Annotated in this window: 9 protein-coding genes and 1 pseudogene; 7 read left to right on the top strand and 3 right to left on the bottom strand. The window is 69.2% G+C overall.

The features are described from left to right. Positions 1-418 precede the first annotated feature (418 nt). From ACIP84_RS24295 to ACIP84_RS24265, 7 genes and pseudogenes are all read left to right on the top strand, one after another. The gene (locus ACIP84_RS24295) at positions 419-1,099 is read left to right on the top strand and encodes a DUF6230 family protein (RefSeq protein ID WP_355957718.1); all 681 of its coding nucleotides are present in this window, start codon (positions 419-421) and stop codon (positions 1,097-1,099) included. A gap of 117 nt (positions 1,100-1,216) precedes the next feature. Further along, positions 1,217-1,810: a DUF6114 domain-containing protein gene (locus ACIP84_RS24290; RefSeq protein ID WP_401800212.1), complete on the top strand. Its 594-nt coding sequence runs from the start codon at positions 1,217-1,219 to the stop codon at positions 1,808-1,810. After that, positions 1,800-3,128 carry a hypothetical protein gene (locus tag ACIP84_RS24285; protein ID WP_401800209.1) on the top strand — a complete coding sequence of 443 codons (1,329 nt, stop codon included), beginning with the start codon at positions 1,800-1,802 and terminating at the stop codon, positions 3,126-3,128. The genes ACIP84_RS24290 and ACIP84_RS24285 overlap by 11 nt, the downstream gene beginning before the upstream one ends. A gap of 231 nt (positions 3,129-3,359) precedes the next feature. Beyond that, positions 3,360-4,256 carry a VCBS repeat-containing protein gene (locus ACIP84_RS24280; protein WP_355957724.1) on the top strand — a complete coding sequence of 299 codons (897 nt, stop codon included), beginning with the start codon at positions 3,360-3,362 and terminating at the stop codon, positions 4,254-4,256. A gap of 19 nt (positions 4,257-4,275) precedes the next feature. After that, positions 4,276-8,361: a hypothetical protein gene (locus ACIP84_RS24275; RefSeq protein WP_401800207.1), complete on the top strand. Its 4,086-nt coding sequence runs from the start codon at positions 4,276-4,278 to the stop codon at positions 8,359-8,361. A 64-nt stretch (positions 8,362-8,425) separates the two neighbouring features. After that, complete coding sequence (locus ACIP84_RS24270; protein ID WP_355957729.1) at positions 8,426-8,818, top strand: hypothetical protein; 393 nt, start codon at positions 8,426-8,428, stop codon at positions 8,816-8,818. A gap of 42 nt (positions 8,819-8,860) precedes the next feature. After that, a pseudogene (locus tag ACIP84_RS24265) lies at positions 8,861-9,086 on the top strand (IS5/IS1182 family transposase); the annotation flags it as partial. 136 nt (positions 9,087-9,222) lie between these two features. Here the strand turns inward: ACIP84_RS24265 and pyk are convergent. The 3 genes from pyk to pta all read right to left on the bottom strand — a co-directional run bounded on the left by pyk (position 9,223) and on the right by pta (position 14,125). Then, positions 9,223-10,653 carry a pyruvate kinase gene (gene pyk / locus ACIP84_RS24260; protein WP_401800205.1) on the bottom strand — a complete coding sequence of 477 codons (1,431 nt, stop codon included), beginning with the start codon at positions 10,651-10,653 and terminating at the stop codon, positions 9,223-9,225. A gap of 74 nt (positions 10,654-10,727) precedes the next feature. Beyond that, on the bottom strand, positions 10,728-12,047 hold the full coding sequence (locus ACIP84_RS24255; protein ID WP_401800203.1) for an acetate kinase: 1,320 nt from the start codon (positions 12,045-12,047) through the stop codon (positions 10,728-10,730). Beyond that, complete coding sequence (gene pta, locus ACIP84_RS24250) at positions 12,044-14,125, bottom strand: phosphate acetyltransferase (protein WP_401800202.1); 2,082 nt, start codon at positions 14,123-14,125, stop codon at positions 12,044-12,046. Before pta ends, ACIP84_RS24255 begins: the two co-directional genes overlap by 4 nt. Positions 14,126-14,227 lie beyond the last annotated feature (102 nt).

Genomic DNA, 14,227 nt, shown 5'->3' with positions numbered 1-14,227 from the left:
CCTCCGTGCCCATTCGGTCCCGTCCCGCCATGGCGTGGTTATCCACCCGTTACTAGCCAGTAACGAACCCCCTTGTGCGGGGGCCCGGAATGGACCACGATCGGCGACGCTCGGTCCGAACCGCACCACCCCGGCAACCACCCGGGACGCGGCGAGGGTCCCCACCGGGTGGACCGGTGTTCCGGCACCGGTCGTGGACAGGGGGGTTCCCGCTCTCATCGAACGGGGCCTGTCCAATCAGGTCGCGTTCCAAGACGCGGCCCATGGTTGTCGCTCGGGGGTGATCGCCGGTGATTCGGACGCGCAACGCGCCGCCTGATGCCTCGGCGCTCTCCTTCCCGAGGACGTAGCTCTTCTCCCATCCCAGGACGGGCCCCGCGCCCTTCCGGAGATGTACGTCCGAGAAGGAGGAATTCTCATGAAGTCCCAGGTTCGTGGCGGGACCAGATGGAAGCGGTTCGCCGTCGTCATGGTCCCGAGTGTGGCCGCGACGGCCGCGATCGGTGTCGGCCTGGCCCAGGGCGCGCTCGCCGCGTCCTTCAGCATCTCCGGCCAGGAATTCAAGGTTAAGGCGAACAGCCTCGTCGGCACGAACTTCGTGCAGTACGGCAGCGTCGACGCCGGCAAGGACCTCGAGGGCAAGGACTTCGCCGCCCCGGTGGCGGTGTCCGGCTTCTCCGAGGCCTGGATCACCAACATGTGCCAGTCGGTCGTGACGCCGAAGGTGCCGTTCATCGGTGACGTCACCCTCCGTCTGGAGGCCGGCACCGAGGCCGCCAAGACCGGCAGGCCCGAGGACAAGGTCTACGCGAAGGACATCTACCTCGATGTCTCCGAGCTCAAGGCCGACGCCGTCTTCACCAACATCGACATCGGCATCGCCGCCGGCGACCTGCACAAGGTCAACGGCCAGCCGGTTCCGGGCAAGCCGGGCATCCAGCCCAACACCAAGGCCAACCCGTACGGCTTCGGCCAGCGTGCCGAGCAGGCGACGCTGAACGGGGTGGAGCAGAAGGCGTGGGCCACCACGGCCGGCACCTTCAAGCTCCCCGACCTTCACCTGTCCCTGCACCGGGGCACCTCGAAGGAGTGCTACTAGGACTGACCGGTCCGTGAGGACCAGGTCGTCCTGAGGGTGGGGCCGCCCCGTGCGGTCCCACCCGCCAGGCACCCTCTCTTCAACTTCTCAGCAACACCGCTTCCAGGGAGCTGTTCCATGAGCGCCGAGATCCCCGCCTCCCGCGAAGTCCCCAAGAAGGAGAACCGGTTCAAGGTCTGGCGGCAGACCCGGCCCTTCTGGGCGGGACTGTTCACCATGATCGGCGGCGTGCCGATCGCCTACCTTCCGTACGGGGACATGCGGCTCGGCAATGTCACCCTCGCCATGCAGACGACCGCCGGAGCCGGCGCGCTGATCATCGGCGTCCTGCTCATCACGCTCGGTCTGACGATGTGGTTCCAGCCCATCGTCCGGGTGTTCGCGGGTGTCGCGACGATCGTCCTGGCGCTCGTCTCCATCCCGGTCTCGAACTTCGGTGGCCTGATCATCGGCTACCTGTTCGCGGTCATCGGCGGCGGCATGTCCGCCGCGTGGGCGCCCGCCCCGCCGGCCGAGGAGACCGAAGAGGCAGAGGCTGAGGCCGACGCAGAGCACGACGGACGGCCGGAGGCCTCCGACGAGGCCGCCCCCGCCCTCGACCCCGAGACCGAGGCCATGGTTGCGGCCGTGTTCCCGGAGCAGCGCGAGGGCGCGCAGCCGCTGACCGACACGACGATCGACGCCAAGGGCGGGAGGAACAGTGCGGGGTGACGAGACTCAGTCGGCGCTCGCGAAGGAGGGCCCGCGGCACGCGGCCCCGCGCAAGTCGCTGCTGAACAGGATCCAGGGCCCCGCGGGCAAGGCGATGGCGCTGGCCGCCATGCCGACCGCGGTGTTCGTGGGCATGGGCCTCACGCCCAGGCTCGCCCTCGCCGACGAGAAGGACATCCCCTTCGCCCCCGGTCCCTGTGTGACGCGCTCGGACGAGCCGACGCAGGAGGAGACCGAGAAGCCGGCCGAGACGACGAAGCCGACGCCCACCTCCACCCCCACCTCGACGCCGTCCACCACCGCGACGGCCACCCCCACCGCCACCGCGAGCCCCACCGCCACCGGAGACCCGACGCCGACCGCGACGGAGACCGAGCAGGCGACCACGCAGCAGTCGAAGGAAGAGGCGAAGGCCACCGCCTCGCCGACCGCGACGCCGACACCGACGGCCACCCCCACGCCGACGAAGTCGAAGAACCCGCTCGACCCGCTGGGCGTCGGCGACGCCCTCAAGGACCTGTTCGACGGCCCGGACCCGAAGCCGACGGAGACGCCCACCACCGCGGCCCCGACGACCCAGGCACCCACCCCGAGCGCCTCCGCGACGGCCCCCGCCGACGAGCCGGCGACCGCCGACGATCCGGCCGGGACCACCCCTCCGAAGTCGACCACCGCGCCGAAGCCGACCACCGATCCGGCCGCGGAGAAGACGAAGCGGGATATCGAGAAGGCCGCCGAGCAGGCGGGCGCGAAGGTCCAGGAACTGCCGGAGAGCGCCAAGGGCCTGGACGCCAAGAAGGACGAGTCCATACCCGACGGCGCCAAGCCGCACATCCCGTGCGCCGTGCCGGACCCCGAGGCGCTGGCGGCGGCCGAGCTGGAGCCCGGCATCCCACTGCTCCCGGACGAGCCGTGGCGCCTGGACAGCACGAAGCTGACCCTGCTGGGCCTCAAGTACCACGGCATCGTCGAGGTCAAGACCGGCAGCGGCAAGATCAAGAAGGCGCTGAAGTTCACCGCGTCCACGGTCAAGATCAAGGATCTGCACCAGACGACGGTCCACTCCGACGGCCTGTCGGGCCACGTCCGGTCCACCCCGGGCGAGGAGTCGACCATCACCGAGGGCACGGTGACCATGTACACGGAGTCCCTGAAGGGCAACCTCTTCGGGATCTTCCCGGTTACCTTCAGCCCCGCGACCCCGCCCCCGCTGGACGTGCCGCTCGCCATCTTCACCGATGTGACGGTGATACAGGCCGGCCAGTTCGGCGGCACCCTCCGGGTCCCCGGCCTCCGCAACACGATCGAGCCCAGCTGATCCCCGAACCATTCCGGGAGCCGCACACCGCAGTGGCCCGCGCTCATGTCGAGCGCGGGCCACGGCGGCTTCACAGAGACCTGAAAGAATCTTCACAGGATCAAACTGATGTTCTATTTTGATCGTGGTTGAAGCGGATCCGCTTCAGCGTGCGGGCGTCGGGGGGCGGCCGTCGTGCAGCGTCCCTCCTTGCGTCCGCGCAGGCAATCCCTGTGAGGACCCACCAGATCCATGCTTCGTCCACTCGACCGCCCGCTCCGCCGGGCGGCGATCTGCGTGGCCGTACTGAGCGGCCTGCTGGCCGCGCTTCTCACGGCCATGAGAGCACCCACGCCATGGGATGACCGCACCGGCAACGCGGCCGCGCAGCAGGCCCAAGTGGCTCCGGGCCCCGTCATGTTCCCGCTGTTCGCCCGAAAGTCCGGCCGGCTCTACGACTACGAGCCCAAGGGGACCGGCGGCGTCAAGCCGATGGTCGACATGGGCGGTGGATGGGCGGAGGCGGATGCCCTCGTCCAGGCCAACATCTCGGAGGGAGGGAAAGGCGACGACGTCTATCACCGTCTGGGCGCCACCCTCTTCTACACGGCCGAGCACGGCAACGACACCAAGGTCGTAGGCGGCGGCTGGCAGATCTACAACCTGCTCGTCTCCGTCGGCAACATGGGTGGGTCGGCGGAACCCGATCTCGTCGCCCGTCATACGGACGGAACCCTCTGGCTCTACCAGGGCAAGGCCGACGGCACTCTCCAGGCGCGCATGCGTATCGGCAGCGGCGGATGGAGCGGGATGACCGCGCTCGCCGGGCGCGGCGACTACACGGGGGACGGCAAGACCGACCTGGTGGCGCGGTCCGCGGACGGCACGCTCTACATCTACCCCGGCACCGGGAACCTCGTGGCGGACGGAGTGCTCGGCTCGCGCATCACCGTGGGCGGCGGATGGAACATCCACAAGCTGATCGTCTCCACGGGCGACAACGACGGCGACGGGAAGACCGACCTGATCGCCGCGGACACTGCCGGACCGCTGTGGCTCTTCAAGGGCACGGGGAATCCCAGTGCACCCTTCGCGCCACGGGTTCAGATCGGCACCGGCGGCTGGGCCGCCTTCGACCACCTCTTCTGATCGGGACGGCAGTTCACCCATGCGTAAAAGAACCCTGGCGCTCTTGCGCCGAAGAGGTGCGGGAAGAGCGCTCGTCGCCGCGACCGCCCTGACGACGGCACTGACGGTCGCGATCGCGGGGAGCGACCTCCAGCAACCGCTCCCGCTCAGACTGAGCAGCGTCGCGTCGACCCAGGAAGATCCAGCAGCTTTCGACCCTCAGCAAGCCGCCGCGGTCCGCACCGACCAGTGCCGACTGAACTACGTCCTGCGCAAGGGCGGGGCAGCGATGAAGGCGGTCGCTCGTGGCGGCCTCGCGGGGACGGACGAGGAGCTCCACGCGGCGGCCAAGGAGAGGTTGTGGGAGGACACCACCCCGCTTCACGACGCGTACCAGACGGACTGGCGGTACGCGCTCGCGAAGGGCGAGGAGCTGTCCACGGATCGTCAGAAAGCCTGGCAGAGTCAGATCGAACTCGCCGGCTTCCCGCTCGTTCCCGGATACCAGAACTGGCCGCCCGGGCATCCGGGAGATGACGAAGGCGACATCTTCAGCCAGACGGGCTTCTCCGGCTGGATCGCCGACCAGTTCTGGACCTCGGAGAGCAGCTTCTACGAGAACGTGACGCCTCGGGCAGGTCAGGAGGCGGCAGACGCGGCGACCACGGTCATCACGTCCCGGTACTCACCGAACGGGTACGAGGACGCGAAGGACTGGGACGCGTGGACGAGAATGAACTTCCCGTCGCCTGAATGGCTCTACGCCGACGACATTCGCCTGGTACTCCAGTACGGCGGATTCCCGACCAGCGCACCGGATCCGGATTCCACCGAGTTCCGGATCGACGTGGAGAACCTGAAGGCGCGTTTCGCTTCGTGCACCAGCCACAATCCGCCGGACCCGCACGGTGTCCTCGGTGCGGAGGTGGCGGTCGCGTCCGTCGAGTGGCAGGACGAACTTCGGGGGCAGCGGCTCCAGAGGGACACGATCCTCGCCGCCGAAGCGCAGGCGAACAAGGCGCTCCAGACGGCCACCCAGGCGATGGGGGAGGCTCTCGGTCAGTCCATGATCGCCAGCCGGCTCTCCGCATGGCGGGCTTACTGGACGACGCAGAACCAGCAGTCGGACAACTACCCGACCGCCGCGCAGTTCGCCGAGGTCGACAGGAACATCCAGCACGCCCAAGGCCGCGCCGGCGGACGTCTGTACGTCGCCGGCCGCGCCCTGGTCGATGCCAACGCGCAGGTCGCCAGGGTGGACAAGGCGCAGGCCGAGGCCTACGCCATCGCTGACGCGGCCGGCCTGCCGCGTGGCCGTGGCTTGATGTACGGACAGCAGGCGGCACAGATCACCAAGGCATCCGCCGCGGCGGTCACGGCCGCGACGAAGTCCACGGAAACGGCGCTTCACGCCACCCGGGCCTCGGCAGCGGACGCCAAGACGCTCTCCGCCCTGGCGATGACACAGGCGCATGCGGCGAAGGCCGACTTCCGTCGCGAAGCCGCGGAGGAAGCGGCCCGGCAGGCCAAGGCTGCGGCTGAGGGGGCTGCCGCTCAGGCTGCGAAGGCATCTGAGAATGCCGCCAAGGCCAAGGCTGCCGAGACCAAGGCGAAGGAGGCTGAGGCGAAGGCCAAGACCGCGGCCGAAGCCGCTGACGCAAAGCGGCTCAAGGCCCAGGCCGAGGCCGCGTATGCGAAGTCCCAGAAGGAACTGGCGGACGCGGAGAGAGGTAAGGCCTCTGCCGCGGAGACGAAGGCGAGGAACGAGAGGCAGACAGCGGCGGACCAGTTGGCCGCCGCGCAGTCCGCGGGATCGACGGCGGCATTCAAGAAGGACGCGGCTTTGGCCGCTGAACTCCGTGCGAGTAAGGCGCGTGACGGCGCACGTGAGGCCGAGCTTCGGCGTGACAGCCTTGTGGCCAAGGCAGAGGCGCTCGATGCCCTCCTCGCCGCTGTTGAAGGTACAGAGGCAGCGACCGAGGCACGCGAGGCTGCGACCAGAGCCCGAGCAGCCGCCAATGGTGCAACTTCTGCCGCCATTTCTGCCAGGTCGGCTGCCGGAGAGGCCACCGAAGCAGCGACCAAGGCACGTGAGGCCGCCACCAGGGCAGAGGGCGCGGCAAGAAGAGCCCAAGCCCTCGCCGACGGTGCAAAGCGTGATGTGGCCGTCACCGAGTCTGCGATGCGGACCGCACATGCCGCTGCCGCAGAGGCCATAGACGCCGCCGGAGCGGCCAAGGGGAACGCTGCAGTCGCCAAGGCCGAAGCTGAGACAGCACAGCTCAATGCCCGCAAGGCAAAGACTGATGCGGCTGTAGCCCGTTCGGAAGCGATTCTTGCGGGCAGAGAGGCTGTCCGCGCTGCGGGCTTCGCCTATGCCACGGCCCAGGCAGCGAAGGCCGCGGGCGAGTCCGCTCTCAAGGTGATCAAGCCGGCCAACGACGCCATTGAGCTGGGAGCTCCCTACCAGGACACAGACGCGTCGGCCGGCCTGGCTGTACTGACAGGGCAGGCGGCGAAGACGGCTGCCGCCCAGCAGGCGGCCTTGGCCAAGGCCAAGGCCGACCAAGCTTCTGCGGCCGCCAAACTGGCCCAGAAGGTTGCTGCGGAGGCGAGCGCCGACGCCAAGGCGGCGGCTGCGGCGGCTGCGGACGCGGCGGTTTCCAGTGCCCAGGCACTGGCTTCAGCAGCGGATGCACAGAAGTCGTCGAACGCGGCCGATGGCTCGGCCAAGGCCGCTCAGCAGTCCGAAGCAAACACGGTGAAGTATCACCAGGACGCGGTGGAGGACGCGGCTGCCGCCCAGGCGTCTGCCGATACTGCTGCGGACTATGCCGATCAGGCCGATGCCGCAGCCAGTGATGCGGAAAAGGATGCCGCTTCGGCCCGGTCGGCGGCCACTGAGGCAGAGGAGGACGCCGCTGGCGCCCGGGACACCGCCGCCCGGGCGGAATCCGATGCGTCAACGGCTGAGGAAGCCGCGGCCCGGGCCAGGGAGTCGGCGGAGGAGGCCCAGGCTTCCGCAGACCGCACGGAGACGAACGGCAGCAACGAGCAGATCTCGCAGGGCGTCACCACCGGCATCGGTGGGGTGTGGGCCGTCCTGGACCACATCGAGTACATCGGCGAGCCGCAGAACGTCGTCAAAGACAACTGCAACCCGATCATCCACGTCGGGGACTGCAGGATCACGGCGACCGTCACGTACAAGTCGCACGTCGACCTGTTCATGTGCATGGCCTCGCCGGAGACATACACGGGCAGCTGTCCGGCTGCGGACACGTTCTACCTCGGTCCGGACGTCACGGACCCGAAGACCGACCGCATGACGATTACGCTGACGATGGCCGAGTTCAACTCGGGCATCGATCCAGTGGACATCCTGCTCGGTGACTTCATCGGCTGCGCCAAGCTGATCACCCCGGGGGTTTCGGGAGGAAGCTGGGGCGATTGCGCCTGGGCGGCGAGCTGGTTCGTCGCCGGTGCGCTGTTCAAGGGCGCCAAGGCCGCCGTGACAGCGCTGGATGCCTCGGTGAAGACCGGGATCGGCTTCACCGAGGCTTGGGTGGCGTTGCGTTCCATCGGTCTGACCGAGGGCGCCATCGCCGGTATCGGCACGAAGATCATCCAGCGGCTTCAGAAGGCATGCGAAAAGGTCGAGAACGTCGCTCCGCGGGCCTTCGCCATCTCCAGCGTCCCGCACAACCCCGGGTGCTGGGTCGAGATGGGCGGTCCCGGATTCTGGAACGTTTCCAATGAGCGCGGCAAGAGCGCTCGTGCCATCGCCTACGAGTTCCAGATCACGGGAGTTCCCGAAGGATTCGGCTACCTGCTCAAGAACACGCCGAACCCCAAGGGCGAGCTGAAGCTCGACGGATACAAGGGCGGTGTTCTCCTGGAGGCCAAGGGCCCCGGCTACTCGAAGGCGATGAACAGCTACAACAAGAAGGTCGTCGAGAAGGATTTCGTCGACCAGGCGAGGATGCAGGTCCAGGCGGCGCCGAACACGCCCATCACCTGGCATATCGCAGAGGAGGACGTCTACCTGGAGGCCAAGCGGATCTTCGGTCAGACGGACGATCTCAAGCGGATCACTGTCGTCTACACTCCGCCCACCACCCCTTAGGCGGTGCGCCGGCGCCCAGCGATCTCCGGGGGCGCCGGCCCCGCGTTCCCCTAGCTGGAGAGACGTGAGTTTCGACATCTTTGTGATGCGGTTCGACGAGGGCGAGACGGCTCCGCTGGACATGGCCGTCGCCCACGAGGTCCTCGACCCCTTCGCGGTGACACAGGACTCCGAGGCGGACTTCCTGTGGCTGAGAACGCCGGACGGCGAGGAGGCAGACGTGTACCTCAGGGCCCCGGACGGCATCACCTTCAACCGGTTCGGCGGCGGCGGGGTCATGGACGTTCTCGCCGTCCTGCTGCAACGCCTCGACGCCGTGCTGGTCGTCCCCGGCGGGCCCGTCGTGGTCCAGCGGGACGAGGTCCGGCCGCATCTGCCGGAGGCTTTGACGGACGACTGCCCACTGGTTGTCGCCCAGACCGGTGCGGAGATCGACCGGGCGATCAGGGCTGCCTGAGCGGACCTGCGCGGAGAGGGCTTCCCCGGTGCGAGATGCACCGGGAGCTACCTAGGCACCGGCCTGATCATTCCGCACCGCAAGAGAGCCGCCGCCCCCTCCTGCGCGGCAGGAGGGGGACTACGCCGAGCGCCGACGTGTCAGAGCCCGTGTCGAGCACAGCGTTGCCCGGATGAAGAACTGGAAGATCCTGCGCGACTGCCAGCAGCAAGGAGAGGGTCTGCATCATGCCGTCGCCGCCATGCATAACCTCGCCATGACACGGTGAAACAGCAGCTCAAACGCCTCCGGCCTGCCCGGACGGCGACCTTCTGCAGCGCCCGATGGGGGCAGGGAGACGGCAAGGTGATGGCCGCACCATTTCTGGAGGGTGCGGCCCCCACCGGCCATTCGGCGGTTTCGCGTCAGCCCTGCTGGGCTCCGCCCAAGTGGTGGACGCGGACCATGTTCGTCGTGCCGGGGACGCCAGGGGGCGAGCCGGCGGTGATGATCATGGTGTCGCCCGCGTTGTAGCGCTGGAGCTTCAGGAGCTCGGCGTCCACCAGGTCGACCATCGCGTCCGTGTTGTCCACGTGCGGGACGACGAAGGACTCGACGCCCCAGCTCAGGGTGAGCTGGTTGCGGGTGTTCTCGTCCGTCGTGAAGGCGAGGATCGGCTGCTGCACGCGGTAGCGCGAGAGGCGGCGGGCGGTGTCGCCGGACTGGGTGAAGGCGACCAGGGCCTTGCCGCCGAGGAAGTCGGCGATCTCGCAGGCCGCGCGGGCGACGGAACCGCCCTGGGTGCGCGGCTTCTTGCCCGGCACCAGGGGCTGGAGGCCCTTGGAGAGCAGCTCCTCCTCGGCCGCGGTGACGATCTTCGACATCGTCTTCACGGTCTCGATCGGGTACGCGCCGACCGAGGACTCGGCCGACAGCATGACCGCGTCCGCGCCGTCCAGGATCGCGTTGGCGACGTCGCTCGCCTCGGCGCGGGTCGGACGGGAGTTGGTGATCATCGACTCCATCATCTGGGTCGCGACGATCACCGGCTTGGCGTTGCGGCGGCACATCTCCACGAGGCGCTTCTGCACCATCGGGACCTTCTCGAGCGGGTACTCGACGGCGAGGTCGCCACGGGCCACCATGACCGCGTCGAAGGCCGCGACGACGGCCTCCATGTTCTCGACGGCCTGCGGCTTCTCGACCTTGGCGATGACGGGGACCCGGCGGCCCTCCTCGTCCATCACCTTGTGGACGTCCTTGACGTCGTCGGCGTCACGGACGAAGGAGAGCGCGACCATGTCGCAGCCCATGCGGAGCGCGAAGCGGAGGTCGTCGACGTCCTTCTCCGACAGGGCGGGGACGTTGACCGCCGCGCCGGGCAGGTTGATGCCCTTGTGGTCGGAGATGACACCGCCCTCGACGACGATGGTCTTGACCCGGGGGCCCTCGACCTCGACGACCCGCAGTTCGACGTTGCCGTCGTTGATCAGGATCTGGTCGCCCTTGGAGACATCGCCGGGCAGGCCCTTGTAGGTGGTGCCGCAGATGGACTTGTCACCGGGGACGTCCTCGGTGGTGATGGTGAACTCGTCACCGCGCACCAGCTCGACCGGGCCCTCGGCGAAGGTCTCGAGACGGATCTTGGGGCCCTGGAGGTCGGCGAGCACGCCGACGGCACGACCGGTGTCCGCGGAGACCTGCCGGACGCGGTCGTACCGCTCCTGGTGTTCCGCCTGGGATCCGTGGCTGAAGTTGAATCGGGCCACGTTCATGCCGGCCTCGATGAGAGCCTTCAGCTGCTCATAGGAGTCGACGGCGGGGCCCAGGGTGCAGACGATTTTGGAACGGCGCATGAGGCGGATCCTATCGGTTTGTTTCACTGCGGAATATTCCGACTGGCGGAAAGTACAAATGGGCGCGGGGTCGCTCAGGCGTTCACTTCTCCGAGCGTTTCTCCGAGTGTTTCTCCTGCCCCTACCCCGGGTGCCTCCCCGCTCACCAGGGCGAAGGCCTGACGGGCGATCTCCAGCTCCTCGTCCGTCGGCACCACGGCGACCGCCACCCGCGCGTAGTCCGGCGAGATCAGCCGTGCCTCGTCCGACCGCACCGCGTTGAGGTCCGCGTCCACCGCGAGCCCCAGTTCCTCAAGGCCCGTGATCGCGGCCTCCCGCACCGGGGCCGCGTTCTCCCCGACCCCCGCCGTGAACGCCACCGCGTCCACCCGGCCCAGCACCGCGTAGTACGCCCCGATGTACTTCTTCAACCGGTGGATGTAGATGTCGAAGGCGAGCGCCGCACGCTCGTCGCCCTCGTCGATCCGGCGGCGGATCTCCCGCATGTCGTTGTCGCCGCAGAGCCCCACCAGGCCGGACCTCTTGTTCAGCAGGACGTCGATGTCGTCGGCCGACATGCCCGCCACCCGCTTGAGGTGGAAGGTGACCGCCGGGTCGATGTCGCCCGAGCGGGTGCCCATGACCAGGCCCTCCAGCGGCGTCAGACCCATCGAGGTGTCCACGCACCGGCCGCCGCGCACCGCGGAGGCGGACGCGCCGTTGCCCAGGTGCAGCACGATCACGTTCACCTCCTCCGGCGCCTTGCCGAGCAGCCTCGCCGTCTCCCGGGAGACGTACGCGTGCGAGGTGCCGTGGAAGCCGTACCGCCGGATCCGGTACGCGTCGGCCGTCTCCACGTCGATCGCGTACCGCGCCGCCGACTCCGGCATCGTCGTGTGGAAGGCCGTGTCGAAGACCGCGACCTGCGGCAGGTCCGGGCGGAGCGTCATCGCCGTACGGATGCCCGTGAGGTTCGCCGGGTTGTGCAGCGGGGCCACCGGCACGAGCCGCTCGATCTCCGCCAGCACCTCGTCGTCGACGACCGTCGGCTCGGTGAACCGCAGCCCGCCGTGCACCACCCGGTGGCCGATCGCCGCCAGCTCGGGGGAGTCGAGTCCGAGCCCGTCCGCCGCCAGCTCCTCGGCGACCGCCTTCAGGGCGGCCGCGTGGTCGGCGATCGGGCCGTTCTTCTCGCGCTTCTCGCCCCCGCCGCCCTGGAGCGGGGTGTGCACGAGCCGCGAGGTCTCCTCGCCGATGCGCTCCACGAGTCCCTGCGCGAGACGGCTGTCGTCGCGCATGTCGAGCAGCTGGTACTTCACCGACGAGGAACCGGAGTTGAGGACCAGGACGCGAGCGGGAGAGGCCGGGCCAAGCTCCTCGGACAGGGCGGTGGTGGGGGACGGGTGGGGCGTCATGCCGGGATCTCCTGGGCCTGGGACTGGATCGCCGTGATGGCGACCGTGTTGACGATGTCGCTGACGAGCGCCCCGCGCGAGAGGTCGTTCACGGGCTTGCGCAGACCCTGCAGGACCGGGCCGACGGCCACGGCGCCGGCCGAACGCTGCACGGCCTTGTAGGTGTTGTTGCCGGTGTTGAGGTCCGGGAAGATCAGCACGGTCGCCTGCCCCGCCACCTCCGACTCCGGCAGCTTCGTCGCCGCGACCGAGGGCTCGACGGCGGCGTCGTACTGGATGGGCCCCTCGATCCGCAGCTCGGGGTGCGCCTCGCGGACCAGCTTCGTCGCCTCCCGCACCTTGTCGACGTCGGCGCCGGAGCCCGACGTGCCGGTCGAGTACGAGAGCATCGCTATCCGCGGCTCGACGCCGAAGCGGGCCGCGGTGGCCGCCGACTGGACGGCGATGTCCGCGAGCTGCTCGGCGTTCGGGTCCGGGTTGACCGCGCAGTCGCCGTACACGAGGACCTTGTCGGCGAGGCACATGAAGAAGACCGACGAGACGATCGACGCGTCCGGCTTGGTCTTGATGATCTCGAAGGCCGGACGGATCGTCGCCGCCGTGGAGTGCACCGAACCGGACACCATGCCGTCGGCCAGGCCCCCCTGGACCATCAGCGTGCCGAAGTAGTTGACGTCCGAGACCACGTCGTACGCCAGCTCCACGGTGACGCCCTTGTGGGCCCGCAGCGCCGCGTACTTCTCGGCGAACGAGTCCCGCAGCTCCGAGGTCGCCGGGTCGATCAGCTGCGTGCCGGCGAGCGCGATGCCCAGATCGGCGGCCTTCTTGCGGATGACCTCGACGTCGCCGAGCAGCGTCAGATCGCACACGTCACGGCGCAGCAGCACGTCGGCGGCGCGCAGCACCCGCTCCTCGGTGCCCTCGGGGAGCACCACCCGGCGCCGGTCGGCGCGCGCCTGCTCGATGAGCTCGTGCTCGAACATCATCGGGGTGACCCGGCCGCTGCGGGCCACCGAGACCCGCTTGAGCAGGTCGGCCGTGTCCACGTGCCGCTCGAAGAGGCCGAGCGCCGTCTCCGCCTTGCGCGGCGTGGCGGCGTTCAGCTTGCCCTCCAGGGCGAAGAGTTCGGTGGCGGTCGGGAAGCTGTTGCCCGGCACGGAGATGACCGGGGTGCCCGGCGCGAGACGGGCCGCCAGGGTCAGGATCTCGTCGCTGGGCCGCTCGTTCAGGGTGAGCAGCACACCGGCGATCGGCGGGGTGCCCGCCGAGTGCGCGGCCAGCGCCCCGACGACCAGGTCGGCCCGGTCCCCGGGGGTGACGACCAGACAGCCCGGGGTCAGCGCGTGGAGGAAGTTCGGCAGCATCGCGCCGCCGAAGACGAAGTCGAGCGCGTCGCGCGCGAGGCCCGCGTCGTCGCCGAGGACCACGGATGCGCCGAGCGCCTGCTTGATCTGGGCGACGGTGGGCGCGGCGAGCGCCGGCTCGTCCGGCAGGACGTAGCAGGGCACGGGCAGCCGGGCCTTGAGGCGCTCGGCGATGACCTCCCGGTCCTCGCCCGCCACCCGGTTGACGATCATCGCGAGCACGTCGCAGCCGAGTCCGTCGTACGCCCGGAAGGCGTTGCGCGCCTCGGACCGTACGGACTCCGCCGACTGGCCCTTGCCGCCGACGACCGGGATGACGGAGGCGCCGAACTCGTTGGCGAGCCGCGCGTTGAGGGCCAGCTCGTCGGGGAGTTGGGTGGCGGCGAAGTCGGTACCGAGGACGAGGACGACCTCGTAGTCGCGGGCGACCGCGTGGAAACGGTCGACCAGCTGCGACACCAGCTCGTCGGTGCCCCGTTCGGCCTGCAGCGCGGAGGCCTGGTGGTAGTCCATGCCGTAGACCGTCGAGGCGTCCTGCGAGAGCCGGTAGCGGGTGCGCAGCAGGTCGAAGAGCCGGTCGGGACCGTCGTGCACCAGCGGCCGGAACACCCCCACCCGGTCCACCTGGCGGGTGAGGAGCTCCATGACTCCCAGCTCGACGACCTGGCGGCCGTCTCCGCGGTCGATCCCGGTCACGTACACGCTGCGCGTCACGCCGTGGTCTCCTGTCCAGTCCTGCGGAAAACGGGACTCACGGAGCCGGGGCGAGCGGTGCCCTCGCGGCACGCTCGCGGCCCGTGCGCCGCTCGACGCCGT

It is taken from the genome of Streptomyces sp. NPDC088707 (assembly GCF_044752725.1).
Classification (GTDB): Bacteria; Actinomycetota; Actinomycetes; order Streptomycetales; family Streptomycetaceae; genus Streptomyces.
This window is presented reverse-complemented; position numbering and strand designations above follow the sequence as displayed.